This window comes from Amycolatopsis jejuensis (genome assembly GCF_000717335.1).
GTDB lineage: Bacteria > Actinomycetota > Actinomycetes > Mycobacteriales > Pseudonocardiaceae > Amycolatopsis > Amycolatopsis jejuensis.
Map to the genome: position 1 here is coordinate 290,590 of NZ_JNYZ01000020.1, position 25,932 is coordinate 316,521.

At 69.9% G+C, this 25,932-nt stretch carries 22 protein-coding genes; 7 read left to right on the forward strand and 15 right to left on the reverse strand.

Going from position 1 to position 25,932, the window contains the following annotated elements; genetic code table 11:
* Positions 1–184: 184 nt before the first annotated feature.
* Positions 185–3,007 (reverse strand): S8 family serine peptidase, encoded by a 2,823-nt coding sequence (locus OO71_RS27400; RefSeq protein ID WP_033292847.1) that lies wholly within the window; start codon positions 3,005–3,007, stop codon positions 185–187.
* A 536-nt stretch (positions 3,008–3,543) separates the two neighbouring features.
* Positions 3,544–5,106, reverse strand: a complete 1,563-nt coding sequence (locus OO71_RS27405; protein WP_033292728.1) for a deoxyguanosinetriphosphate triphosphohydrolase family protein — start codon at positions 5,104–5,106, stop codon at positions 3,544–3,546.
* A gap of 38 nt (positions 5,107–5,144) precedes the next feature.
* Here OO71_RS27405 and OO71_RS27410 point away from each other — a divergent pair, with 38 nt between their 5' ends.
* Together OO71_RS27410 and OO71_RS27415 are read left to right on the forward strand one after the other, a co-directional pair.
* On the forward strand, positions 5,145–6,287 hold the full coding sequence (locus tag OO71_RS27410) for a lycopene cyclase family protein (protein ID WP_084145328.1): 1,143 nt from the start codon (positions 5,145–5,147) through the stop codon (positions 6,285–6,287).
* A 54-nt stretch (positions 6,288–6,341) separates the two neighbouring features.
* On the forward strand, positions 6,342–8,021 hold the full coding sequence (locus OO71_RS27415; RefSeq protein ID WP_033292729.1) for a GGDEF domain-containing protein: 1,680 nt from the start codon (positions 6,342–6,344) through the stop codon (positions 8,019–8,021).
* Here OO71_RS27415 and OO71_RS27420 read toward each other — a convergent pair.
* On the reverse strand, positions 8,005–8,652 hold the full coding sequence (locus tag OO71_RS27420) for a response regulator (protein ID WP_033292849.1): 648 nt from the start codon (positions 8,650–8,652) through the stop codon (positions 8,005–8,007). The two genes, OO71_RS27415 and OO71_RS27420, sit on opposite strands and share 17 nt — an antisense overlap.
* Positions 8,649–9,848 (reverse strand): sensor histidine kinase, encoded by a 1,200-nt coding sequence (locus OO71_RS27425; RefSeq protein WP_033292730.1) that lies wholly within the window; start codon positions 9,846–9,848, stop codon positions 8,649–8,651. The genes OO71_RS27420 and OO71_RS27425 overlap by 4 nt, the downstream gene beginning before the upstream one ends.
* Before the next feature lie 182 nt (positions 9,849–10,030).
* Between OO71_RS27425 and OO71_RS27430 the strand changes: the two genes are divergently transcribed.
* Entirely contained in the window at positions 10,031–10,924 is an 894-nt protein-coding gene (locus OO71_RS27430; protein WP_033292731.1) for an SDR family oxidoreductase, read from the forward strand.
* A 78-nt stretch (positions 10,925–11,002) separates the two neighbouring features.
* On the opposite strand, the gene OO71_RS27435 is transcribed toward OO71_RS27430, so the two are convergent.
* Positions 11,003–11,533, reverse strand: coding sequence for a snapalysin family zinc-dependent metalloprotease (locus tag OO71_RS27435; RefSeq protein WP_033292732.1), 531 nt, complete (start codon positions 11,531–11,533; stop codon positions 11,003–11,005).
* A 161-nt stretch (positions 11,534–11,694) separates the two neighbouring features.
* On the opposite strand from OO71_RS27435, the gene OO71_RS27440 reads away from it, so the two are divergent.
* Positions 11,695–13,626, forward strand: coding sequence for an ABC1 kinase family protein (locus OO71_RS27440; protein ID WP_033292850.1), 1,932 nt, complete (start codon positions 11,695–11,697; stop codon positions 13,624–13,626).
* Here the strand turns inward: OO71_RS27440 and lepB are convergent.
* The 10 genes from lepB to OO71_RS27490 form a co-directional block, all read right to left on the reverse strand.
* Positions 13,550–14,338 (reverse strand): signal peptidase I, encoded by a 789-nt coding sequence (gene lepB, locus OO71_RS27445; RefSeq protein ID WP_051792363.1) that lies wholly within the window; start codon positions 14,336–14,338, stop codon positions 13,550–13,552. The two genes, OO71_RS27440 and lepB, sit on opposite strands and share 77 nt — an antisense overlap.
* A 96-nt stretch (positions 14,339–14,434) precedes the next feature.
* Positions 14,435–14,770: a YnfA family protein gene (locus OO71_RS27450; protein WP_033292733.1), complete on the reverse strand. Its 336-nt coding sequence runs from the start codon at positions 14,768–14,770 to the stop codon at positions 14,435–14,437.
* On the reverse strand, positions 14,767–15,171 hold the full coding sequence (locus OO71_RS27455; protein ID WP_051792377.1) for a hypothetical protein: 405 nt from the start codon (positions 15,169–15,171) through the stop codon (positions 14,767–14,769). The genes OO71_RS27450 and OO71_RS27455 overlap by 4 nt, the downstream gene beginning before the upstream one ends.
* Positions 15,172–15,289: 118 nt before the next feature.
* Positions 15,290–15,682, reverse strand: a complete 393-nt coding sequence (locus OO71_RS27460; RefSeq protein WP_033292734.1) for a metal-sulfur cluster assembly factor — start codon at positions 15,680–15,682, stop codon at positions 15,290–15,292.
* Positions 15,679–16,128, reverse strand: a complete 450-nt coding sequence (gene sufU / locus OO71_RS27465; protein WP_033292735.1) for a Fe-S cluster assembly sulfur transfer protein SufU — start codon at positions 16,126–16,128, stop codon at positions 15,679–15,681. Before sufU ends, OO71_RS27460 begins: the two co-directional genes overlap by 4 nt.
* A complete protein-coding gene (locus tag OO71_RS27470) occupies positions 16,128–17,426 on the reverse strand; it encodes a cysteine desulfurase (protein WP_033292736.1) in 1,299 nt (432 codons plus the stop codon). Before OO71_RS27470 ends, sufU begins: the two co-directional genes overlap by 1 nt.
* Before the next feature lie 45 nt (positions 17,427–17,471).
* Positions 17,472–18,242: a Fe-S cluster assembly ATPase SufC gene (sufC, locus tag OO71_RS27475; protein WP_033292737.1), complete on the reverse strand. Its 771-nt coding sequence runs from the start codon at positions 18,240–18,242 to the stop codon at positions 17,472–17,474.
* A gap of 35 nt (positions 18,243–18,277) precedes the next feature.
* A complete protein-coding gene (gene sufD / locus OO71_RS27480) occupies positions 18,278–19,450 on the reverse strand; it encodes a Fe-S cluster assembly protein SufD (protein WP_033292738.1) in 1,173 nt (390 codons plus the stop codon).
* On the reverse strand, positions 19,451–20,899 hold the full coding sequence (gene sufB, locus OO71_RS27485) for a Fe-S cluster assembly protein SufB (RefSeq protein ID WP_033292739.1): 1,449 nt from the start codon (positions 20,897–20,899) through the stop codon (positions 19,451–19,453).
* A complete protein-coding gene (locus OO71_RS27490; protein ID WP_033292740.1) occupies positions 20,896–21,741 on the reverse strand; it encodes a helix-turn-helix transcriptional regulator in 846 nt (281 codons plus the stop codon). Before OO71_RS27490 ends, sufB begins: the two co-directional genes overlap by 4 nt.
* Positions 21,742–22,360: 619 nt before the next feature.
* On the opposite strand from OO71_RS27490, the gene mptB reads away from it, so the two are divergent.
* Genes mptB through OO71_RS27505 form a run of 3 tightly spaced genes read left to right on the forward strand, consistent with a single transcriptional unit; the run spans position 22,361 to position 25,686 of the window.
* On the forward strand, positions 22,361–23,968 hold the full coding sequence (gene mptB / locus OO71_RS27495) for a polyprenol phosphomannose-dependent alpha 1,6 mannosyltransferase MptB (RefSeq protein WP_033292853.1): 1,608 nt from the start codon (positions 22,361–22,363) through the stop codon (positions 23,966–23,968).
* A gap of 6 nt (positions 23,969–23,974) precedes the next feature.
* Positions 23,975–24,901, forward strand: coding sequence for an ABC transporter ATP-binding protein (locus OO71_RS27500; RefSeq protein WP_033292741.1), 927 nt, complete (start codon positions 23,975–23,977; stop codon positions 24,899–24,901).
* Entirely contained in the window at positions 24,898–25,686 is a 789-nt protein-coding gene (locus tag OO71_RS27505) for an ABC transporter permease (RefSeq protein ID WP_033292742.1), read from the forward strand. The genes OO71_RS27500 and OO71_RS27505 overlap by 4 nt, the downstream gene beginning before the upstream one ends.
* The last annotated feature ends 246 nt before the right edge of the window (positions 25,687–25,932 follow it).

Genomic DNA, 25,932 nt, shown 5'->3' on the forward strand with positions numbered 1-25,932 from the left:
GTTACTCTCTCTGGATCCGCACGAACGCCCTGATGACCACGCACCCAGTGTACGGGGCGGGGTCGAGCCGTTTTCCCCGGCCGTGTCCGGATTCACTTCCCGCCGGTGCGGCAGGGTCCGGGGCCGCCGCGGTGCGCGACGGCCCCGAACCCGCTCCCGATCAGGCGATAGATCAAGCAGTAGATCAAGCAATCGCCGGGTGTACCGGCCCCGCCGTCACCGTCTTGTGCACGATCGCGGGCTGCCCCGCCGAGCCCGCGACATACCCGTTCACGTGCAGCGAAACGCTGCGGAGCGAACCGGTGTCACCGCTGGCGATGTCCGCCACCTTGAACGTCCACGTCCCGTCCGCCGAGGCGCCGGCCTGCGTCTGCGGCGTCACCGGGCGATAGGTGCCGGTGAACGGCGCGTCCCCGGCCGAGGCAGCGCTGAACTGCTTGGCCGCGGAATCGTCGAACACGACCTGGCACACGTTGTTGCCACCTCCGCCGCCGCGCTGGAAGAGCGTTGCGGTGGCGCCCGACGGCGAGGTCAGCGTGCCCACCAGGTCGCCGACATACGTGTGGTCGATGCCGACGGTGGTCGCTTTCTCGGTGTCGGTGCAGGTGGTGCCGTCGATCGACAGCGACACCTTCGCGGCCGGGCCGACCCCGCTCACCACGAGCGGCACCGAGGCGCCGAGCTGCGAGTTGTCCGGGATCGGGATCGCCGGTCCGGTGTAGGCGAACGTCTTCGACACCGGCGACGGGGTGCCGACCGGCAGCGAGAACGTGCTGGTCCGCGGCGACAACGCACCGGCGAAGGTCACCTTGGCATTGAGCACGACCGGCGCGCCGAGCTGCTGGTTCGCCGGAACCGTGACGGTGAAGTCGTTGACGCCGGTCTGCCCGGGGCTGATCGTGCCGTACGACTTGGCCCGCGGCGAGATCGTGACGCCCGGCGTCGGCGAGGTGAGCACGACGCTGGTGGACACCGCCGTGCCGTCACCGATGTTCTTCACCGGCAGTGCGACGTTCGCGGTGTCCCCGGGGTCGAGCGCGGTGCCGCCGTCGGCCGGGGTGACCGTGGGCTTTTGCGCTTCCGCGTACGGCTGCGGGCTGGCTCCGGTGTAGGCCAGCACCTTGTCCGCGAGCACGATCCCGGCGCCGGTGAGGTTGTCCCAGCCCGGGGCCTCGATGTCGACGGCGGTCTTGAGCAGTGCGTCGCGAACGTCCGAAGTGGACAGTCCGGGGTTGCCGGACAGCACGAGGCTCGCGATGGCGGCCGCATGCGGGGCAGCGGCCGAGGTGCCGAAGAACGGGTCGAAGCCGCCGACCGAGGTGCGGACGCCGTCAGCTGCGGTGATTTCCGGCTTCTGCCGGACTTCCCCGCCGGTCGCCGACACGTTGCCCGGCGTGATCGGCCTGCCGTCGGCCTCGTAGAACACGCGGCGCGGACCGTCCGAGCTGAACCGCTCGGCCTTGCTGGCCGCGGAGTACACGCCCGGGTACGGACCGGCCGGGTTCGCCGGGTCGCCCGGTTCGAGCGGCCTGCCGAAGGGAGCGGCGGCCGGTGCGGCGGCGACCGCGAAAGCGTTGCGGGCGGCGGCATGCCCGACCACCGCGCCGGGCGTCGAGTAGGCCTTGAGCCCGTCCGCGGAATCGCGGAACCGGCTGCCGAACGCGGTCAGCGACAGGTAACGGGCGGCGCCGGAGAACTTCACCACGGCGAGCCGCAAGCCGCTGCCGCCGAAGATCGGGGTGGCGAGCTGCTCGTACGGGTCCTGCGTGCCGTTTTGCACGTTCTGGCTGAAGTTCACCACGTTGCCGCGGGCGTCGAGCAGGTAGAGGTCGTAGTCGTCGGCGGAGGCGCCGACCGGGTCGGACCAGTGCAGCGTCACCGGGACCCCGGCGGACGACGCGTCGGAAATCGGTTCGAACACCTGGTTTCCGGCCGCTCCGGCGAAATTGTGCGCGGTTCCGGCGAATTTCCCGATCGATTTCCCGGAATCGACGAAATCGCCTTCCCAGTGCGCGGCCGTACCGTCGGCGATGTTGCCTTCGTTTCCCGCGGACGAGAAATAGAGCGCGCCGTCGGCGGTCACGTCGTTCACCGCCTGCGCGATGATCCAGTCCTGGAACGGGGATTCCTTGAAGTAGATGACGTCGTCGACGATCACGTCGCAATGCGCTTCGAACCGCAGCTTGCGAATGTTGTCGGCGAAACTGGCGTCGGAAGTGAACGCCGTGGCGAAACCGAGCTTCGCATTGGGTGCGAGGTCGTGGATGATCTCGAGCATCGCGGTACCTTCGTCGCCATCCCCGGCTTGTCCGGTGAGCACGTCGACCTCAGGCAGCTCGCCCTTCGCGCGCGACGCCTCCAGCGAGTCGACGCCGTCGGACAGCGCGCACGCCTTCACCCCGGTGCCGGTGACGCCGAACTGCTGCCGCGCGCCGTCGGCGTTGTGTGCCCGGTCGCCCGCGCTGGTGATGGTTTCCTGCGCGCGGACGGCCTGCTTCAGCTGCCGGTCGAGGCGGTCGGCCTTCTGCTGCTTGGTTTCCGTCTTGTGGTCGGTGTTTTCCCGCTGCCGTGCGGTGATCGCCTGGTCCGCGGTTTCGACGTGCTTCACGTCGCTGCGCGCGGCGATGTCCCGTAATGCGGCGACCGGGGCTTCCGCCCGGATACTCGCCGTACGCTCCGAAATCGCCCGCACCGCAACGCCTGCCTTGCGCAAATCGTTGACGAGCCCGTCGCTGACCTTCGTCGCCCGGATGTCGACGAGCGCGGTCTGGCCGGTGGATTGCAGTCCCGGCAATGCGGATGCACTCAGGTTCCGCGTGCGCATCTTCTCCGAGACGAGGAGTTTGCTGTCCAATTTGGACTCTGCCGGGGTCTGTGCTGTCTTGACGGCTTGCAGGGCGGCGATCTGGTTCGCCGCGTTGGTCCCGAAGGTGTCCGAAGTGGACGGTGCAGCGGTTGCGGGCGGGGCGGCCACCCCGAACAGCACCGCGGCTCCGGCGGCGAGGATGGCTGCCCGTCTTCTGGTGTCTCTCGGGTCTCTGGTGGCTCTCGTGGAACGGCTTCGACGCACGTGCGCCTCCGATCTCGCACCGCGTGCCCCGACTCACGCTGGCCAACGCCGGTGATCACCGGCTGGATCAAGCTAAGTACCGCGCGTAGCCGGGGAAAAACAGCCGTTAGGGTGACGTTGGGCAGGGAATTTCGCGCCCCCGCCGGAAGTCGTAGGCCGTTCGGCCGCCGGGGTTCCGGAACCTGCCGAGCACGCGGGACGAACCACGGGAGAGTGTCCCATCGCCCTGACCCGGGCGCCGCACCCGCGCGACTCCGAGCCCGCCGATCGCCCCAATGTGGCATTGGTTGCATCCCACGCACCCAATGCGGCATTCGCTGCATCCCACGCACCCAATGCGGCATTCGCTGCATCCCACGCACCCCAATGCGGCATTCGCTGCATCCCACGCACCCCAATGTGGCATTGGTTGCATCGCATGCACCCAATGCCACATTGGGGCGATCGGGTCCCACCGAACGGCGGCGAATTCGTTACAGCACGAACGAATCCGACCACGGCTGCCCGGAACGGCCCGACAGCGCGTCGAGCAGGGTCACCGCCTGCTTGTCCGTCAGCGAAGCCACGAAGTCCACCACCGCCCGCCCCCTCGCCAGCCCCCGCACGGCATCCGCACCCTCGATCCGCTCGCCGGTAGCACCCACCAGCAGCTCCGGTTCCGACCGGGCCAAGGCGGCGTACTCGCCATGCGCCAGTTCCATCAGATCGTGCAACCGCCGCGGCAGGCGGGATTCCTCGTCGCGGTCGAGGAGCCAGGCGTCGAGCGCGTCGACGAGCGTCGTGACCAGGCTGGCCTGTCCGCGTTGGTGCAGCGCGAGATCGGGGCGCAGCAACACGAACCGGCGGTGCACGAACTTCAGCACCTGCACCTCGTGCCACTGCGCCGGGCGCAGCGAAACGTGCCCGGACCGCGTCGACGGCGACGACAGCACGAACACCCCGTCCACCAGTCGTGACGTCCAGTTCGCGGAGAACGCGGCGGTCGCCTGTTCCGACTCGGTCGAACCGTCGAAACCGTTGGCCAGCAAACCGTCGACCAGTTCGTGACGCACGCGGGCGACGGCTGCGGCGAACGCGTCGTCGTCCACGATCCAGCTGTCTTTCACGTGCATTCGCCGCCGCATCCGTTCCAGGGAACGGCCGGGGCGGCGGATTTCGGCGGCCAGCCGGGAATCGTCCATCCCCGCCAGCTCGACCGCGTGCGCCAGCCACTCCCCCAGTTCGGCCGCCACCGGCGCGTGCTGCAGCACGCCGATGCGGTGGAAGTCCTGAAGATCGTGGATGGCGTACGCGATGTCGTCGGCAGTGTCCATTACGGACGCTTCGACGGTCTGCTGCCACGTCTCGATCCGGGCCGCGAACGGCGCCCGCGCCTGGGTGAAATCGTCCAGCTCGGTGACGTAGGCGGAGAACTTGCTCGCGCCGGTACCGGGTGCGTCGTCCGGTTCGGCGGCGCCCCGCGGCGGCTGCGGCATCGCCGTCGGGTGCGGATCCGGGCGGTGCAGCCGCGCCCACGGGTACTTCAGCACTGCCGCGCGCACCGCCGCGGTGAGGTCGAGCCCGATCGACGACGGCCCGCGCACGTCGGTGGTGGTGATGATCCGGAAGCTCTGCGCGTTGCCCTCGAAACCGTCGGCAAGGCCGAAGCGGTGCCGCGCGATCCGGTCCAGCGTCTGCTCGCCGAGATGCCCGAACGGCGGATGCCCGAGGTCGTGCGCGAGCGCGGCGGCCTCGCACGCGTCCGGGTCGCAGCCGCCGAGCTTCATCGCCAGCTCGGCCGATTCGCTCGCCCCGGTGATCCGCTCCGCGATGGCACGCGCGACCTGCGCGACCTTGAGGCTGTGCGTGAGCCGGTTGTGCAGCAGCCCCGCGCCACCCGCACTGACCACCTGCGTGACCCCGCCGAGCCGCGCGAAGAACGGCGACGCGGTGATCCGGTCGCGGTCGACGCGGTACGGGCTCGTCGCCAGGTCGGTGAACCCGCCGGCCGCGCTCGCCGGGTCGCGGCGCAGTGCCCTCGGGTCGGTCTCATCCATGTGTCACACCGTATCGGCCGGTGCGGCAGGATCGCGGGATGACCGACGTGCTGGTGGCCGGCGGCGGCCCGGCCGGACACGCGCTCGCGTCCGCCTGTGCCCGGCGGGGGCTGAGCGTCACCGTCGTCGACCCCGATCCGCACCGAAAGTGGCCGAACACGTACGGAGTGTGGGCGGACGAGGTTCCCGGCCTTCCGGCGAAGGCGATCTCCCCCACCACACTCGCATACGGCACCCGCGAGCACCGCCTCGACCGTGCGTACCTGGTGGTCGACAACGCCGGCCTGCGCGAGTGGCTTGCCGTGCCGGAGGTCGTCCCCGGCAAGGTCACCGGCGTCGAACACGGCCCGCACGGCTCGACCGTCCACCTCGCCGACGGCCGCCGCCTCGCCACCGCGGTGTTCGTCGACGCGTCCGGCGTACCCCGAGGTCTCCGCGGGCCGCGCGCGGAACAGACGGCGTACGGCCTCGTCGTGCCTGCATCGGACGAGCTCGTTTTCATGGACTGGCGCGACAGCATCGGAAGCTTCCGCTACCAGCTCCCCCTCGGCGACGGCTCCATGCTGGTCGAGGAGACCTCGCTGGCCCAGCGGCCCGGCGTGCCGATCCCCGAACTGGCCCGCCGCCTGCACGCCCGGCTCGCCGCGGCGGGAATTCGCCCGGAAGGACGGGCCGAACGGGTGCGGATCGTCCTGGACGTCCCCCTCCCGCGCCGCGGCCGGACGGTGCCGTTCGGTGTCGCGGCCGGACTCGTCCACCCGGCGACCGGTTACAGCCTCGCCACCTCGCTCCAGCTCGCGCCCCAGGTCGCCGACGCTCTCGTGGACGCGTTCGACGCAGGTCCAGCGACGGCCGCGGCAGCCGCGCGGAAGGCCTTGTGGCCACCCGAAGCCCGCGCCGTCCACGCCTTGCGCCGGCACGGGCTCCGTGCATTGTGCGGAATGTCACCTGCTCAGTCGGCGCAATTTTTCGATCTGTTCTTCGGCCTCCCGATCGCCGCCCAGCGGGCCTTCACGTCGGGCCGCACCGACCTGGCGGGTACGGCCGCCACCATGGCAAACCTGTTCCGCGCGGCCCCGGCGGACCTGCGCCGGAAGCTGGTCACTGCCCGCAATTTCCGTAGTGCAACAGGAATGGGCGCCGTTACTCCATTCCAGGGAACCCAGGTGCCACGCCGATGAACATCAGCTGACAACGGTTTCCTTTACGCCATCGCCGATGCGACGATCGGGTGCGTGACGACGCCCCGTGCGGTCCGCTTCGCCTTCCAGCCGATGTACAGCTTGCACACCGGCGGCGTCGTCGCGTACGAAGCACTCGCCCGGCCGGGCCGCGGCACGGCGCACGAACTGCTCGCCGAGGCCCGCCGCGCCGGCCGGCTCACCCAGGTCGACCTCGGACTGGCCACGGCCGCGGTGCGCCAGGAGTCCGAGCGGCCCAGCGCACTGCCCTTGCATCTGAACCTCTCCGCGCGCACGCTCGCGTCCGCCCCCGCGGCGTTCGACCAGCTGGTCGCCGAGCTCGGCGCAGCCGGCCGCCGCACGCGCGACGTCGTGCTGGAGGTCGGACCGCCGTTCACGCACCTGCCCACCGACCGGCTGCTCGCCGGGATGCGCGCGCTCAACGAGCTGGGTTTCCGGCTCGCGCTCGACGGTCTCGGCCGCGGCGATCTGCCCCTCGCGCTGCTTGCCCAGGCACCGGTCGACCTGGTGAAACTCGACCGGAGCGTGTTGCGCGGGCTGCCCGGCGACCCGGCGTCGGTAGCTGTGGTCGAGGCGCTGCTGCACTACACGACGCGCACGAACATCCGGCTCGTCGCGACCGGGATCGAGACCGGCCCGCAGCTCGACGCGGCGCAGAGCCTCGGTGTCCGGATCGCACAGGGCAACCTGCTCGCGCCGCCCGCCGCGCACCGGTCCGCACCGCCCAGCGGCGTGGTCGTCGCCGACGACCGCCGCAACCCGGCACCGCCGCAGGCCCCGCGCGTCGGCGATTTCCTGCGCCCGGCCACCACTTTGCCGGTGGACGCGACCTGTGACGACGTCCGCGAGGTGCTCGCCGCCGCCGACGCACCCAGTGGCGTGGTGGGCGTCGATCCGGCAAACCGTCCACAATGGTCAGTCGACCGGACGCGTTTCCTCGTGGCCGTAACGGGTCCGTACGGCCATGCCCTGCACGCGAAGCGCCCTGCCGCGCGGCTGGCGGACAAACCGCACACCATCGACGCGGGCGCGAGTGCGCTCGAATTCCTGGAACTGGTCACCGACGCGGACTGGGGCCGGACCGGCGACGACGTCGTGGTGGTCGACCCGGCCGGGCGGTGCCTCGGCGTCGTGCTGGTGACCGAGGTCGTGCGCGGGGTCGCCGAGGCGAAGGTCGAGGAGGCGGTCACGCTCAGCCCGCTCACCCGGCTGCCGGGCAGCGAGGCGGTGGCGCGTGACGTCGAACGCCGGATCGGCATCGGCGAGCAGTTCGTGGCGGCCTGGCTGGACGTCGACTCGTTCAAGTCGGTCAACGACAACGCCGGTTTCGCCGCGGGCGACGACCTCATCCGCGCACTGGGCGAAACCCTGACGCGCCTCACCCGGCGGCTGCCGAGGATGCGGGTGAGCCACGTCGGCGGCGACGATTTCCTGATCGTGTGCGACGTCGACGAAATCGGCACGGTCGCGGGGGCGCTGCTGGACACGCACTGGTCGGCCGAGGGCATGCCGGTGACGGTTTCCCTGGCGACGCTGGTGTGCGGAAGCGGCACGATCCCGTCGTACCGCGACGCTTCCCGGCTGCTGGCTCCGCTCAAGAAGCGCGCGAAAGAAGTACCCGGGTCAAGCTGGGTGCTCAGCCGCCCCGGAACCGACCGCGTCGAAGTACTCCGCGGCATCGGCCGTGACGTCGCCGTCAGCCGCTCGGCGTGACAAACCCCGACTCGTAAGCCCGGATCACCGCCTGCGTGCGATCACGCGCCCCCAGCTTCGCCAGCACGTTGCCCACGTGGGTTTTCACCGTCTGCACCCCCAGGTACAGCTCGGTCGCAATCTCCCCATTGGACAGTCCGGCGGCCATCAGGCGCAGTACTTCCCGCTCGCGTTCGGTGAGGAATTCCAACGGCGGCTCTTGACCGGTGCCGGATCGGCGCGCGGCCATCCCGCGGATCGCTGCCGGGAACAGGATCGAATCCCCCACCATCACAGTGCGGATCCCGGCGATGATTTCCTCCGGGCGCGCCCGTTTCAGCAGGAATCCGCTCGCCCCGGCGAGCAATGCGTCGTACACGTAGTCGTCGTTTTCGAAGGTGGTCACCACGATCACCTTCGGCGGATCGTCCATTGTGGACATCAGATGCCCGGTCGCGCGAATACCGTCCACCGCGGGCATCCGCACGTCCATCAGCACCACGTCCGGCCGCAGCTGCGTGACCAGACCGGGAACTTCGGCGCCGTCGGCTGCCTCGCCGACCACGGTGAGGTCCGGTTCGCTGTCGACGATCGCCCGCAATCCGGCGCGGATCAGCCGCTCGTCGTCGACGAGCAGCACGCGGATGTTCACCGGCTCCCCCACGGCACCGTCACCACGACCTCCCAGGTCTCGTCCACCGGTCCCGCCGACAGCTTGCCACCGAGCAGCTCCGCCCGCTCCGCCATCCCCCGCAACCCGCGCCCGCCGCGCGCTCGCGACGGCCGCGCCGAGCCGAGCGGGTTCGTGACCGCAGCCCGCAGCCGCCCGTCGGCGATGTCGAGTACGACCTCCACCGGCACGTGTCCCGCGTACCGCACGGCGTTGGTGAGGCATTCCTGCAGAATCCGGTAAACCTCGCGCGACACCACAGCGGGTACCGCGGCAATCTCGCCCCGTACGTCCACCCGGCATTCGGTACCGGCCTGGCGGGTCGCGGTGACGAGCGCGGGCAGGTCGGCGAGCCCGGCGTGCGGGGACCGGTCGCGTGTTTCGTCGCGCAGGAGGCCGAGCACGTGGTCGAGGTCGTCGAGCGCGGTGCGGGCGGATTCCTCGATCGCGGTGAGTGCGTCCTCGGTGAACCCGGGGTCGGTGTGCAGCGTCCGGCGCGCGGCCCCGGCTTGCACGGTGACCACCGACAGCGCGTGGCCCACGGAATCGTGCAGCTCACGGGCGAGCCGGGTACGTTCGGCGAGCTGTTCGGTGCGCCGTTCGAGCTGCGCGATGCGCTCGCCTGCCGACCAGCCGAGCAGCCGCGCCGCGGTCCGCCGCAGCAGCCCGCCGACGCCCCACACGACGTAGATCAGCGCCACGAAACCGGCGGCGAACACCGCAGGCAGCCACGCGGAACCCCAGCCACGCGGGACGCTCAGGCTGAATTCCGTACTGTCGACAAGTTTCCCGGTGAAGACCGCGTTCACCGAAAACCCGAATCCGACCGGCAAGGCGAGCGTCGCGATTCCGATCAGCGCGCCGGAAACGACGTGCAGCACGAACATCGCGGCACAGCGCAGCCGACCGCGTCCGGGCGCGGCCTGCGCAAGCAACTCCCGTACCGCAGCGGCTTCGAGCACCCGTACCGCGGGCAGAAACGCGGTCGCAGCCAGCACCACGACGGTCGCGACCGCCCCGGCGACACTCGCCCAGTCCCGCGTTCCGGCGAACGGCGTCAGCGCGGGCATCGCGATCGCGGCGAACAGCAGGTACGGCACGCTGAGCGCACCGCCGAGGATCAGGTAGACCCATCGGCGGTAAGTGACCCCGCTGACCAGCGGCCGGAGAACACGCACGCCCCGATCCTGGCAGGCGGTCCGGCCCGGCGCCTCCCGCCAGGGCGGGAACCATGCCGAACTTGCACGTAGCGCAAGTCTGCCTTGCGAAAGTTGCAGTGGACAGCAATCGAGAAGCTGGCCAGACTCGGGGTATGGATCAAGATCGCCTCCCCGTTCCGGGAAGAGAAGGAAGCAGTGCCATGCAGATTTTCGTGACCGGCGCGAGCGGATGGATCGGCTCGGCAGTGGTCGAGGAACTGGTCGCGAACGGACACAGTGTGCTCGGGCTCGCACGGTCGGCCGAGTCGGCGGCGAAGGTCAAAGCCCTTGGCGCGGAAGTGCTGCCGGGCGATCTCGACGACCTGGCCGCGCTGCGGTCCGGCGCCGGACAGGCCGAAGCGGTCATCCACCTGGCGAACAAGCACGACTGGGGCAACCCCGCGGAATCCGACCGCGCCGAGCGGGCCGCAGTGCAGGCCATGCTGGACGTACTGGCCGGAACCGGCCGGGCGTTCATGGTGGCCAACGGCCTGTCCGGGCTGGTCGAAGGCCGTCCCGCGCTCGAGACCGACGCGTCCCCGGCCATCGGTCCCGACGCGGACCGCGGCGGCAGCGAGAACCTCGTGCTCGGTTATGCCGAGAAAGGCGTGCACTCACTGGCAATCCGGTTCGCACCGTCAGTCCACGGCGCGGGCGACTGGGGGTTCGTCAACTTCCTCACGCAAGCCGCCCGCGAACGCGGAGTTTCCGGCTACCTCGGCGACGGCTCGGCACAATGGTCCGCCGTGCACCGCCGCGACGCCGCGCGACTGGTCCGGCTGGGGATCGAGAAGGCACCCGCCGGCGCGCGGCTGCACGCGGTCGCCGAGCAAGCCGTGTCCACCCGCGACATCGCGAACGCCATCGCGGACAGCCTCGACCTCCCGGTGACCTCCATCGCCCCCGAAAACGCCACGGAACACTTCGGTTTCGTAGGCAGCTTCTTCGCCGACACGATGACCGGCTCGAACGACCGGACCCGCGCGCTGCTCAGCTGGAAGCCCCTCGGACCGGGACTGCTGGAGGACATCCGGATGGGCGCGTACCGAAGCTGAACCCGGGCGTCGCCTGCGGCGCGCGTTCTCGCCGGTCGGTAGACCGTCGCGGTGACCCGGGTGTCGCGCGTTCTCCGGTCAGTAGACCGTCGTAGTAACCCGGGTGCCTTCCACGCGGAACCCGTTTTCCCACAGCTGCTGCACTTTCGCCGCCTCCGCGGAATCCGGGTTGGCGTTCCTGCACGACGTTCCCGGGCCGTGGCCGGACATCAGCTCCGTGCACGGGCCCTCATAGTGGTCGGGCAGGCCGAGGTTGTGGCCGAGTTCGTGGGCGGCGATGCGGGTCGGGTCGTAGCCTTCGGCGACCTGGCTCGTGTCGAGGTACACGTCGCCGTTGCCGTGGCCGTCGGTTTGCGTGTACGAGCCGCCGCTGTTTACCTCGTGGAACACCACCGTGGCGCTGCCGTCGTTCTTCACCAGCTTCACGTCCGTGACGGCCGCGTTCCAGTTCGCCGCACCCTGGTCGATCTGCGCGAGGTAGTCGGGGGCACCGGCGGAGCTGTAGTACACCGTCGCCGTGGCGGCCGCGGTCGCCGCCGGGGCGATCGCCAGTGGCGCGGCAACGGCCATGGCCATCGCGGCGATCCGCGCGAACCCTCGTGCCTGCATGGTGTCCTCCGTAGTGGGAAGCGGCAACCCTCGTCCGCTCGAACACGTTAGAAGTTCACCTCCGGCGGGGCCACGGCCGAAAGTAGGCTCCCTCCGCGGAGGGAGGCCCGTCCCGCCGCGGCTGGATCCGCGCAGGTCCACGCGATGGTGTGCTCGATGGCATGCAAACAGTGCTGGTCGGGGTCCTGGCTTACGTCGTGGTGTTGTGGCCGCTCGTCGCCGCGGCGCGCCGGGTGCTCGGGGTCCGCGTCGGGCTGGTGCGGGCGCTGGGTGCGGCGGTGGCGGGCTGGGTCGTGGCGGGGACCGTCGTGCAGACGCTCCCGTTCGCCGTCCTCACCCACCCGGGCGTCGCGATCGGGTTGCTGATCCCGCTGGCCGGTTGCGCGCTCGCGGTGACGCTCCTGGTCCTGTTCGTCGCCGAACTCGCCGTCCCGTCCGGCGGACCCGGCGTGCTCGCCCGAGTGCGGTCGCTGCGGTCGCGCGCGGCGCGGGCCCGCCGGTACTCGCGGATCATGCGCATCGCGATCCGGCACGGCCTCGGGTCGTTCCTCACCGGACGCCGCACCGCGGGTCCGGACGGTTCGGCGAAGCTCGCGCGCTCGCTCCGGCAGGCGCTGGAGGAAGCGGGCGTCACGTTCGTCAAGCTCGGGCAGCTCCTGTCGACGCGCGCCGACCTGCTCCCGCCGGTGTTCATCCGCGAGCTCAGCCGCTTGCACGACCAGGTCCCGCCCGCGCCGGAAGACGCCGTCCGCGCCTTGCTGCGCAAGGAAATCGACCTCGACACGGCATTCGCGCAGTTCGACGACGAACCCCTTGCCGCCGCGTCGATCGCGCAGGTTTACGGCGCGCGGCTGCGGTCCGGCGCGGAGGTGGTGGTGAAGGTGCAGCGGCCGGGTATCCGGGAGCAGGTGGAACGCGACATCGACATCGTCCGCCGGCTCGCGTCGGTCCTGCACGAACGCGCGGCCTGGGCGCGGTCGCTCGGCGTCCTCGACCTGGCCGACGGATTCGCCGCCGCGCTGGAGGAGGAACTGGATTTCCGTACCGAGGCCGCGAACATCGACGCGATCGCCGCCCAGCCGGTACCCGGGGTCACGCTTCCGACTGTCTACAAAGCACTGTCCACCGAGCGGGTACTCGTGATGCGGCGGCTGCCGGGAAAACCGCTTGCCGCCGGGACAGTTCCGGTCGGCGAACGCGAAAAACTCGCCCGCACCTTCCTGCACGGGCTGCTCGACCAGGTGCTCCTCGGCGGGGTGTTCCACGCCGATCCGCACCCGGGCAACGTCCTCCTGCTCGACGACGGCACCCTCGGCCTGCTCGACTTCGGCTCCGTCGGCCGCCTCGACACCGGGTTGCGCGCCGGGCTCCAGGCCCTGCTTCCGGCCATCGACCGCGGCGACCCGGCCGGGGTCCGCGACGGCCTCCTGGAGATCGTCGACCGCCCGGACGACCTCGACGAGCAACGTCTCGAACGGGCCCTCGGCGCCTTGCTGATGCGGCATTTCGGACCGGGCCGCACCCCGGGTCTCGACCTGTTCACCGGGCTGTTCCGCGTGGTCGCCGACTTCCGGCTGGCCGTACCACCGCCGATCGCCGCGGTGTTCCGCGCGCTGGCGACGATGGAGGGCACGCTCGCGACGCTGGCGCCGAGCTTCGACGTGGTCGCCGAATCCCGCACGTTCGCCACCGAACGCATCGGCCTGCGCCCGGAAACCTTGCGCCGCACCGCAACCGACGAGTTCGCCGCTCTGCTGCCGGTACTGCGCCGGCTGCCCCGCCGTGTCGACCGGATCGGCGCAGCGCTGGAAGAAGGCCGCCTTTCGGTGAACGTCCGGCTGTTCTCCGACGAACGCGACCGCGACCTGGTGACCGGCCTGGTGCACGAGGTGCTGCTGGCTCTCGTCGGCATCGCGACCGGCCTGATGGCCGTGCTGCTGCTGGCGAGTTCAAGCGGCCCGCAGCTGCTGCCCGGGCTGACGCTGCACCAGGTATTCGGCTACAACCTGCTGATGATCAGCGCACTGGCGGGCCTGCGGCTGCTCTTCGTCGTCTTCCGCCGGACCGGACGACGATCACGAGCACGCCGATGAACCCGATCAGGAACATGCCCGCCCCCGCGACGACGAGCACCCGCCCGGCCAACGGCCCGCCGTCGACCTCCGGCGCCCCCGGCAAGCCCGCGTCGGTGAACGCCGTGGTCGCGGGCAACGGGCGGACCCACCACTCGGTACCGCCGGTGGCGAGCACGACTCCGTACACATCGGACAGCGGGATGGCGCCCCCGGTTCCGTAGTGTTCGATCTGGCGGATGTTCTCGAGCTGCCGCGAATCCCACGACACGTCACGGCGGTCACCGGCCAGGAACACGGTGTCCTTCGGGAGCACGGCGTGGAACACCGGCCCGTCCCCGCTGGCGTAGGGTTCGTCGACCGCCTTGCCGTCGACCACGATCCGGTGCCGCTCGTCGCAGCAGAGCACGTCGTCACCCCCGACGCCGATCACCCGGCCGATCAGGAGCGACTCGGGCTCGTCCGGCTGCGGGGGAATCCGGGCGAGGAGCACGTCACCGCGGTGGTAGACCTGACCGTCCTGCTTGCCGTAGACGATCCTGATGCCCTGCGGCACCGCCGGCTCCATCCAGTTCACCGGCACCCGGTCCGAGCGGTAGCTGACCACCTTGGCAAACCCGTACCCCGCGCCCCCGACGCCACTCGCGAGGAGCACGGCAAAGACCGCCAAAACCACCGAAAACCGGCGCGGCACCCGGGAAACCGGCGGCGGAGCCGGGAACTCGTTGATCACGACCGGAAATCGGCCAGTACCACGGATCCGTTACGCAGTATCCACTGTCTGTCCGCTATGTCCGTCCGCTATGTCCGTCCACCCTGGACAGCCGCCTCACCCCCCTCGCGGTGCGTACATGATGATGCCCACCCCGACGAGACACACGACCGCGCCGAGAACGTCGTACCGATCCGGCCGGTAACCATCGGCGACCATCCCCCAGGCAAGCGACCCCGCGACGAACACCCCGCCATACGCGGCCAGGATGCGGCCGAAGTTCGCGTCGGGCTGAAGGGTGGCCACGAAGCCGTACAAGCCCAGCGCAAAGATTCCCGCCCCGACCCAGATCCAGCCCCGGTACTCGCGGACGCCCTGCCAGATCAGCCACGCCCCGCCGATCTCGAGCACCGCGGCGGCGAGGAAAAGCAGGATGGATCGCGCGACCGTCATCGCCCGAACTGTCCGCTGTAACTGCCAGGGTCATAGTTGAGCTGCAGTGGTGCCCACGTCGGGCTGAGCGCGAACGTGACTGCGCCGATCAGTGCGACCAAGCAGGTGAGCGCACCCAGCAATGCGCCACCGCGGGCCAGATCGCCACTACGGCTACGGGCACCTCCGACAAGGCCGAACACCACCGCCAGCACCCCGGCCAGCAGCGCCACGAACCACAGCGCACCGAGCACCAGCAGGAAAACCTGAGTGACGATCGGGTACACCGCTCCGGACAGCAGCTTCGGCCGTACCAGCAGCCAGGCCATCCACGTCGACACCGCCAGCACGAAACTCACCGCGGCCACCGCCATCGCCGCGATGGCCAGGCCGCGGCCGGGTCTTTCCTCGGATTCGATCATCATCCAGTTATAGCCCCCGGCACCGACAATTTCCGGTTCCGAGCCGAGCCGTATAGGCCGTTATACAAGAAAGGCCACCCCCCGAGAGAACGGGAGTGGCCTTCCTGGACGGGAGAACTCAGACCGTGAAACCGAGTGCTCGCAGCTGCTCGCGGCCGTCGTCGGTGATTTTTTCCGGGCCCCACGGGGGCATCCAGACCCAGTTGATGCGGAAGTCGCTCACCAGGCCGCCGGACGTCAGCGCCGCCGAGGTCTGGTCTTCGATCACGTCGGTGAGCGGGCAGGCCGCCGACGTGAGCGTCATGTCCAGCGTCGCGGTGTTGTCGTTCTCCACCCGGATGTCGTACACCAGGCCGAGGTCCACGACGTTGATGCCGAGCTCCGGGTCGACGACGTCCCGCATCGCCTCCTCGATGTCCTCGATCTTCGCGACATCCGCGGGCACTGCAGACGCCTGCGACGGCAAGTCCGCGGCCGTCCGGCCTTCACGCGTGGCAGTCTCTTCGCTCATGCCTTCTCAGCTCCTGTGGTGGTGCGGGAAACGGCATCCTTGAACGCCATCCAGCCGAGCAGGGCGCACTTCACGCGCGCCGGGTACTTCGCGACCCCGGCGAAGGCGATGCCGTCTTCCAGCACGTCCTCGTCCGGTTCGACTTTGCCCTTGCCCTGCATCAGTTCCACGAAGGCATCCATGGTGGTGAACGCCTCGTCCACGGTGTGGCCGACGACGAGGTCCGTGAGCACCGACGTGGAGGCCTGGCTGATCGAGCAGCCCTGCCCCTCGTACGACACGTCCGCGACCTTCCCGTCGGTCACCTTCACCCGCAACGTCACCTCGTCGCCGCAGGTCGGGTTGACCTGGAACGACTCGGCGTCGAACGGGTCGCGCAGGCCGCGCCCGTGCGGGTTCTTGTAGTGGTCCAGGATGATTTCCTGGTACATGCTCTCGAGGTTCATCAGGAAACCCCGAAGAACTTCTGCGCCTCGCGGATCCCGGCGACCAGAGCGTCCACTTCGGACAGCGTGTTGTACAGGTAGAAGCTCGCCCGCACGGTGGCCGGCACCGAACACGCCCGGTGCAGCGGCCACGCGCAGTGGTGCCCCACCCGGACCGCGATGCCGAGGCTGTCGAGCACCTGCCCGGCGTCGTGCGGGTGCAAGCCGTCGATCACGAACGCGACGGTGGCGCCGCGGTCCTCCAGGTCGGTGGGCCCGACGATCCGCACGCCCGGGATCGCGCTGATGCCCGCGATCGCGGCGGCGGCCAGCTCGTGCTCGTGCGCCGCGATGCGGTCCATCCCGACGGCCTGCAGGTAGTCGATCGCCGCGCCGAGGCCGATGGCCTGCGACGTCATCGGCACCCCGGCCTCGAACCGCTGCGGCGGCGGCGCGAACGTGGTGCGCTCCATCGTGACCAGCTCGATCATCGATCCGCCGGTGAGGAACGGCGGCATCGCCGCGAGCAGCTCCGACCGGCCGTACAGCACCCCGATCCCGGACGGCGCGAGCATCTTGTGCCCGGAGAACACCGCGAAATCGACGTCGAGCGCGCGGAAGTCCACCGCGAAATGCGGCACCGACTGGCACGCGTCGAGCACGGTCAGCGCGCCGACCGCTTTCGCCTTGGCCACCAGCGTTTCCACCGGGTTCACCGTGCCGAGCACGTTGGACTGGTGCACGAACGCGACGACCTTGGTGCGCGGCGTGATGAGTTCGTCCACATCGGACAGATCAAGCCTGCCGCCGGAGGTGACCTTGAACCACTTCAGCGTCGCGCCGGTGCGCTCGCACAACTGCTGCCACGGCACCAGGTTCGCGTGGTGCTCCATCTCCGTGATGACGATTTCGTCACCGGGACCGATCCGGAACCGCGAAGCTTCCGGACCGGCGGTGGCGGCATTGCTCATCGCGTACGCCACGAGGTTGATGCCCTCGGTGGCGTTCTTGGTGAACACCAGCTCTTCCGGGTCTGCGCCGACGAACTCCGCGGTCTTCGCCCGAGCGGACTCGTAGGCGTCAGTGGCCTCTTCGGACAGCTGGTGCGCACCTCGGTGCACAGCCGAGTTGGAGGTGACCACGTACTGCCGCTCGGCATCGAGCACCTGCACCGGCCGCTGCGACGTCGCTCCGGAATCCAGGTACACCAAGGGTTTCCCGTCGCGCACGGTGCGCGACAGGATGGGGAAATCGGCACGCAGTGCCGCCACGTCAAGGGGAACAGAGCTGGTCGGGCTGTTCGAAGCCGTGGTGGTCATCGAGCCAACTCCTCTCGGTGTAGTCGGGAACTCGGTACGCGCGTATCAGGCCTTCGCGGGCTCGGCGGAGCCGACGTACTTGACGTAGCCGTTCTCCTCCAGCTCGTCGGCCAGCTCGCGGCCACCCGACTCGACGATGCGGCCGTCGGCGAACACGTGCACGAAGTCCGGCGTGATGTGCCGCAGGATCCGGGTGTAGTGCGTGATCAGCATGACGCCGACCTCGCTGGTCGCCTTGTACTCGTTCACGCCCTCGGACACCACGCGCAGCGCGTCGACGTCGAGGCCCGAGTCGGTCTCGTCGAGGATCGCGAACTTCGGCTTGAGCAGCGCCAGCTGAAGGATCTCGTGGCGCTTCTTCTCGCCGCCGGAGAAGCCCTCGTTCACCGACCGCTCGGCGAACTCCTGCGAGATGCCGAGCTTGCCCATCTCGTCCTTGACCTCCTTGACCCAGTGGCGCAGCTTGGGAGCCTCGCCCCGGACCGCGGTGGCCGCGGTGCGCAGGAAGTTGGACATCGAAACGCCGGGGACCTCGACCGGGTACTGCATGGCGAGGAAGAGGCCGGCGCGAGCCCGCTCGTCGACGCTCATCTCGAGCACGTTCTCGCCGTCCAGCAGCACCTCACCGGAGGTGACCTGGTACTTCGGGTGCCCGGCGATCGCGTAGGACAGGGTGGACTTGCCGGAGCCGTTGGGGCCCATGATCGCGTGCGTCTCGCCCGACCGGATGGTCAGGTTCACGCCCTTCAGGATCTCCTTGGCGCCGTCCTCGGTGGTGACCGAAGCGTGCAGGTCCTTGATTTCCAGGGTAGCCATTCTGCGTTTCCTATGTCTGATGTGGACGGGCGGGCTCAGACGCCCACGGCTTGGAGCTCGGCCTCGATCGCGGCCTCGAGGCGCGAACGCACCTCGGGAACGCCGATGCGGACCAGGATCTCGTGGAAGAACCCGCGCACGACCAAGCGCCGCGCAGCCTCCTCGCCGATCCCGCGCGACTGAAGGTAGAACAACTGCTCGTCGTCGAACCTTCCCGTGGCGCTCGCGTGGCCCGCGCCTTCGATCTCACCGGTCTCGATCTCGAGGTTCGGCACCGAGTCGGCGCGCGCGCCCGGCGTGAGCACGAGGTTGCGGTTGAGCTCGTAGGTGTCGGTGGCCTCGGCGGCCGCCCGGATCAGCACGTCGCCGATCCACACCGTGTGCGCGTCGTTGCCCTGCAGCGCGCCCTTGTACATCACGTTGGACTTGCAGTTGGGCACCGCGTGGTCCACGAACAGCCGGTGTTCCTGGTGCTGCCCCGCGTCGGCGAAGTACAGGCCGAGCATCTCGACGTCGCCGCCGCGGTCCGCGAAAGTCGCCGTGGGCGACACGCGCACCAGGTCGCCGCCCAGGGTGACCACGGTGTGCTTCAGCGTCGCGTCGCGGCCCAGCCGCAGGTGCTGCTCGGACACGTGTACCGCGTCATCGGCCCAGTCCTGCACGCTGACCACGGTGATCCTGGCCGAGTCGCCGATGACGAACTCGACGTTGTCCGCGTACGTGCCGGACCCGACGTGGTCGAGCACGATCACCGCTTCGGCGAACGCTTCCGCGCGCACCTGCAGGTGGCCGTACGCGACCTTGCCCTCGCCAGGACCGTGTACCCGCAGCACTGACGGCTTCGACGCCTGCGCCTCCTTCGGCACGGTGACGACCGTGGCCTTCGTGAAGGACGAATACGCCTGCGCCGCAATGCGATCGCTGGGTACGCCTGCCTCGCCGAGCCGCGCGTCGGCACGGTCGACGGTCTCGATCTTCAGCTCCGGCGCGGCTTCGGTCTCCAGCGTGATCTCGCCGGAGGCCACCGCGCTGCCGTCGTGCAGGCCGCGCAGGCGCTTCATCGGTGTGAAGCGCCAGTTCTCCTCACGACCGCCGGGAACCTCGAAGGCCGCGACGTCGTAGGAGGTGAACCGCTCCGCGCGGGAGGCCGCCGGAATGACGGCGCCCTCCCGCAACGACTCGGCGACGTTGTTCTCAGTGACCGACATTTAGCCGACGGACCCTTCCATCTGGAGCTCGATCAGGCGGTTCAGCTCGAGCGCGTACTCCATCGGAAGCTCGCGCGCGATCGGCTCGACGAACCCGCGCACGATCATCGCCATGGCCTCGTCCTCGGCAAGGCCGCGGGACATCAGGTAGAAGAGCTGCTCTTCGCTGACCTTGGACACGGTGGCCTCGTGGCCCATGGACACCTCGTCGTTGCGGATGTCCACGTACGGATACGTGTCCGACCGCGAGATGGTGTCCACCAGCAGCGCGTCGCAGACCACGCTGGACCGCGAGTGGTGCGCCCGCTTCGCGACCTTGACCAGGCCGCGGTAGGACGTCCGGCCGCCGCCGCGCGCCACCGACTTCGACACGATCGTGGACGACGTGTGCGGCGCGAGGTGCTCCATCTTGGCGCCCGCGTCCTGGTGCTGGCCCTCGCCCGCGAACGCGACCGACAGGACCTCGCCCTTGGCGTGCTCGCCCATGAGGAAGACCGACGGGTACTTCATGGTCACCTTGGAGCCGATGTTGCCGTCGACCCACTCCATGGTGGCGCCCTCTTCGCACTTGGCGCGCTTGGTGACCAGGTTGTACACGTTGTTCGACCAGTTCTGGATCGTCGTGTAGCGGCAGCGGGCGCCCTTCTTCACGATGATCTCGACGACCGCGGAGTGCAGCGAGTCGGACTGGTAGATCGGCGCCGTGCAGCCCTCGACGTAGTGCACGTAGGCATCCTCGTCGACGATGATCAGCGTGCGCTCGAACTGGCCCATGTTCTCGGTGTTGATCCGGAAGTAGGCCTGCAGCGGGATCTCGACGTGCACGCCCTTCGGCACGTAGATGAACGAGCCGCCGGACCACACCGCGGTGTTCAGCGCGGAGAACTTGTTGTCCCCGGCCGGGATCACGGAGCCGAAGTACTCGCGGAAGAGCTCCGGGTGCTCCTTCAGCGCGGTGTCGGTGTCGAGGAAGACGACGCCCTGCTCCTCCAGGTCCTCGCGGATCTGGTGGTAGACGACCTCCGACTCGTACTGCGCGGCGACCCCGGCCACGAGGCGCTGCTTCTCCGCCTCGGGGATGCCCAGCCTGTCGTAGGTGTTCTTGATGTCCTCGGGCAGGTCTTCCCAGCTGGCGGCCTGCTTCTCGGTGGACCGCACGAAGTACTTGATGTTGTCGAAGTCGATCCCCGACAGGTCGGCACCCCAGTTCGGCATCGGCTTGAGGTCGAACAGCTTGAGCGCCTTCAATCGGGCGTCGCGCATCCACTCGGGCTCGGACTTCTTGCCGGAGATGTCGAGGACGACATCCTCGTTGAGGCCACGGCGCGCGCTGGCGCCCGCCTCGTCGGAGTCCGCCCAGCCGAAGGCGTACTTGCCAAGGGACGCGATGGTCTCTTCCTGGCTCAACGGCTCGGTGGTGGGAGTGCGCTGCTCGGCAGCGGCAGTCATGCGGGTTTCCCTCCATTCGGGATCCGTGCGGGGTGCCCCTCCGGCGAGGCCGGGCGGGGCGTCGTGCGATCCGGCTCGGGATGGGCCGGGATACCCGCCGGTTGGGCGGGTACGTGGGTGGTGCACGCGTTGTCGCCGCGTGCAATGGTGGCGAGGCGCTGGACGTGGGTGCCCAGCAGCTCGGCGAAGGCCTCCGTCTCGGCCTCGCACAGCTGCGGGAACTCCGCGGCGACGTGCGCGACCGGGCAGTGGTGCTGGCACAGCTGCGCGCCGACGTTCGCGCCCGGGGCTCCCGCGCCGACCTGGCGGGTCGAGGCAGCGTAGCCCTCCCTGGTGAGCGCGGCGGCAAGGGCCTCGGCCCGCTCGACGGGGTCCGCGGATCCGGTGATCGCCTGCCGATGCGGCCCGACGAGCCCTTCGACCCGTCGCTCGGCGAACGCGCGCACGGCGTCCGGCCCGGCATGCTCGGCGAGGAACCGGATGGCGGAGACGGCCAGGTCGTCGTAGGCATGCCCAAAGCGCGCGCGGCCGGACTCGGTGAGCAAGAAGAATCGAGCGGGACGCCCCCGCCCGCGCGGACCCCGGCGCGGGGCTTCGCGGGTCTCGGCCTCGCCGTCGGCCAGCAACGCATCGAGGTGCCTGCGCACGGCAGCCGGACTGATGCCAAGCTGCTCCGCAACCACGACGGCGGTCATCGGCCCCTGCTCGAGCAACAGGCGGGCCACCTCATGCCGGGTCCGCCCCTCGGCCACGTTCACCGCGCTGACCTGCACGGGAACGCCAACGACCGCGGCGCGCGGCCGGTCGCCACGCTCCTCGCCGGTGCTCCCGTTCTTTTTCACAACACAAGTGTGTCTTATTTCCGTCCAGCGGGCAAAGGCAGGGTCATCCGCAGTGACCCGAGTCACCCCGAAGGCGACTCGATACGCTGCGGTCGTGGCAGTCGGCGAGCACCCCGAAGAGCGGGCACCGGAACCTGGTGGATCCGGGGGTATTGGGGGCGCTGGGGGTATTGAGGGCACTGCGGACTCTCGGGAGATCCGGGACGCTGTGGCCACATCAACCACGGCTGCCACATCAGCCCCTGGGAACACACCCGCGGGCTCGGCCACTTCCGTCACATCAGCCGCTCCCGCCAACGCTGCCACGGCTCCCACTTCCGGCACAGGGAACGCACCCGCAGGCCCGGGAGCTCCGGCCACATCGAGCAGCTCGGCCACATCAGGCCCGCTGGGCCCGACGAGCACCTCAGCCCCATCCGCCACCTCAGTCTCGCCAGTAGTGGGGAACACATCCGCGGGCGCACGAATCTCGGATGCATCGGGTGCTTCGGCCAGGTCAGCCGCCGCTAGGGCAGCCACATCGGCCACCTCCGCCAGGGCAGCAACTTCTGCAACCTCAGCCACATCCGCCACGTCAACCGCCTCAGCAACCTCGGCCACAGCGACTGCAGTCGCCCCCATCCCGCCCTTTCCGCTCGGGCCTCGGCGTACCGATCCGCTCGATCCGGCGGAGCACCGTGGGCTCGATGTGGTCCGCCGGTTCGGCACCGTCGGTTCGCTGTTTCTCGCGCTCGGGTCGCTCGGGGCCGGGGCTGCGCCGGTCATCAATCCGGTGCAGGACTTGCCCGTGTTGCGGCTCTTCACCCGGATTCCGACCGTCTCGCTCGCGATCGCGTTCGCCGGGATGGGCATTCTCGTGCTCAGCTGGCTCATGCTCGGCCGGTTCGCGCGGCCGGCCAGTGCACGGCTGGCCAGCAGCGGCCAGCTCGCCCGCACCATTGCCATGTGGATTGCGCCGTTGCTGCTGATCCCGCCGCTGTTCTCGCGGGACGTGTACAGCTACCTCGCGCAGAGCGAGATCGTGCACCGGGGCATGGATCCCTACCAGCTCGGGCCCGCGCAGGCGCTCGGGGTGGCCGATCCGCTCACCGCCGGCGTCACCAACATCTGGCGGGAAACACCTGCCCCGTACGGTCCGCTGCTGCTGCGGCTCGGCGGCTGGCTGGCGCCGCTCGGTGGCAACAACATCGTCGCCGGGGTGCTGCTTCAACGCGGGCTCGCGCTCGTCGGCGTGGTGCTCATCGTCTGGGCGGTGCCGCGGCTCGCGCGGCGGTTCGGGGTGCAGCCGGCCACCGCGTTGTGGCTCGGGGCGGCCAATCCGCTGCTGATCTTCCATTTCGTCGCGGGGGCGCACAACGACGCGCTGGCCATCGGGCTCATGGTGGCCGGGCTGGAGATCGGCATCCGGCGGCTGCCGGTGCGGGTGAAGGGTGACAGTCCGCCGCCGCTGGCGAAGGGCGAGCTGCTCTTCATCGCGCTCGGGGTGGTGATCATCACGGTCGGCGCCACCGTGAAGGTCCCCGCCGTGCTCGCGTTGCCGTTCCTCTCGGTGATGGTGGCGCGCCGCTGGCACGGGCGGCTCAAGGATCTGTTCCGGGCGGGTGCGCCGATGGCCGTGCTGTTCGGGGTCGTGCTGGTCGCGGTCTGCTACGGCACCGGCCTCGGCTTCGGCTGGGTCGGGACCACGCTCAGCACCCCGGGCCTCGTGCGGTCGTGGATCTCCCCCACCGCGGAGTCCGCGAACCTCGCCGGGGTGCTCGGCATCGCGCTCGGGCTCGGCAACCACACCGACTCGCTCGTGCCGATCTTCGGCGCGCTGGGCAACCTGATCACCGCGGCCGTCACGCTGAAGTTCCTGTGGGCCAGCTTCAAGTGGCAGTACCGGCCGATCATCGGGCTGGGCGTGTCTCTCGGCGCGGCGATGATCCTGCAGATCAGCCTCCAGCCGTGGTACCTGCTGTGGGCGGTGATCCCGCTCGCCGCGGCCGCCGGGACGTCGCGGTTCCGCGTCGCCGCGACGGTCATCAGCGCCGGTCTGCCGTTCCTGCTGCCGCCCACCGGCGGCACGTTCGACGGGCGCGCGTACATCCTCCCGTGGGCCTACGGCGCGGCCGCGGTCGTCACGTTCGGCGGGCTCGCGATCGTGCACCGGCTTTCGCCGCTGCTGTTGTCGAGAACACGTCCGCCGTCCCCGGCACCGCGCACGCCTGCCGACGTCGTATCGTGAGCCGTTGTGGACAACCCCGCCGTCGAGATCACCGGCCTGGTGAAAAGTTACGGCTCCACCACCGCGGTCGACGGGCTCGACTTGCGCATGGAGCGTGGCTCACTGCTGGCTTTGCTCGGGCCGAACGGCGCCGGGAAGACCACCACCGTCGAGATCTGCGAAGGGTTCCGCAGACCTGACGCGGGCCAGGTCCGCGTGCTGGGCCTCGACCCGTCCGCCGACAGCGCCCGGCTCCGCCCGCGGGTCGGCATCATGCCGCAAGGCGGTGGCGCCTATCCGGGTGTGCGCGCCGAGGAAATGCTGCGGCTGGTGGCTTCCTGCGCCGCGAAACCGCACGACCCGGCGTGGCTGCTCGACGTGCTCGGCCTGTCGGGTGCGAAGCGGACCCCGTTCAAACGCCTCTCCGGCGGCCAGCAGCAACGGCTTTCCCTCGCGTGCGCGCTGATCGGCCGTCCGGAGCTGGTGTTCCTCGACGAGCCCACCGCCGGGATGGACCCACAGGCCCGGCGCCTCGTGTGGGACCTCCTCGCGGCCCTGCGCGCGGACGGCGTGAGTGTGCTCCTCACCACTCACCTCATGGAGGAAGCCGAAGCACTGGCCGACCAGGTGGTGATCGTGGACCACGGCAAGGTCGTGGTGGAAGGCACGCCGCACGCACTCACGCTGGAAGCCGGTGAGGCCGCCCAGCTGCGCTTCCGCGCGCGCACCCGGCTCGACACCACACTGCTCGCCGCCGCGCTGCCGGAGGGGTACCAGGTCAGCGAGTCCGCGCCCGGTTCGTACCTGGTGGCAGGCGCGGTCGATCCGCAGGTGGTGTCCACCGTCACGGCGTGGTGTGCGCAACAGGGCGTGCTGCCCGAACAGCTGCAAGTCGGGCGGCGGACGCTCGAAGAAGTCTTCCTCGAGCTCACCGGACGGGAGCTGCGCGCATGAGTTCCCCTTTCCCCGCAGGCACTTTCACCCCGGCGCCGGGCCGCGGCTCGCTCGGCCGGATGCTGCGCACGCACGCCCGCGTGGAGGCGGCGCTCACCCTGCGGCACGGCGAACAGCTCCTGCTCACGCTCATCATCCCGCTCGCCCTTCTCATCGGCCTGAGCCTGCTGGACATCCTTCCCGCGAGCCAGCTCGGCTCGTCGTCCAAAGTGGACTGGATGACGCCGCGCATCCTCGCGCTGGCCGTGATGTCGTCGGCCTTCACCGGACAGGCCATCGCCCTCGGCTTCGACCGCCGGTACGGCGTGCTCAAGCGGCTTTCCGCCACCGCGCTGCCCCGCTGGCTGCTCGTGGCCGGACGAGTGGCGGCCGCGTTGGTGGTGGTACTGCTCCAATCCGTGGTGATCGGTGTGGTGGCAGCTTTCCTCGGCTGGTCTCCTTCCGCGGCAGGACTGGGTGCGGCGATCGTGTTGCTGGTGCTGGGCACGCTGGCGTTCGGCGCGCTCGGAGTACTGCTGGGCGGTGCTCTCCGGGCCGAGGCAGTGCTCGCGCTGGCCAACATCGTGTGGTTCGTTTTGCTGCTGGCAGGCGGAATCCTGCTGGCGCCGTCCGCGCTGCCCGGCGGCATCGGGGTGGTCGTGGAGCTACTCCCGTCGGGTGCTCTGGCGGAGGGAATGCGCGCCGCACTCGTCGACGGGCAGTTCCCGGCAGGCCCGATGCTGGTGCTCGCCGGATGGGCCGCAGTGGCCGGTGTGCTCGCCACGCGCACCACGAAACTCACCTGAGGTCCCCCAGGTCTGGGATTTTCCCCAGACGAGGTCGGCTATGGACCGGTTTCCCCGGCCGCACCAGTACCTCCGCGACCCGGGAAGATGATCACCCGTTCGCCGCACCTTCCGCCGCGCCCGCACCGGACGACGGGAACCTTTGCCGCACAGCATGATCAGCCGCTTCGGCGGCCCGTTCCCGGCCGTGCCCGCCGAGCCCGGCCAGGCCCGGATTCACTACCATCCGTTATGTCCAGGTTGTCC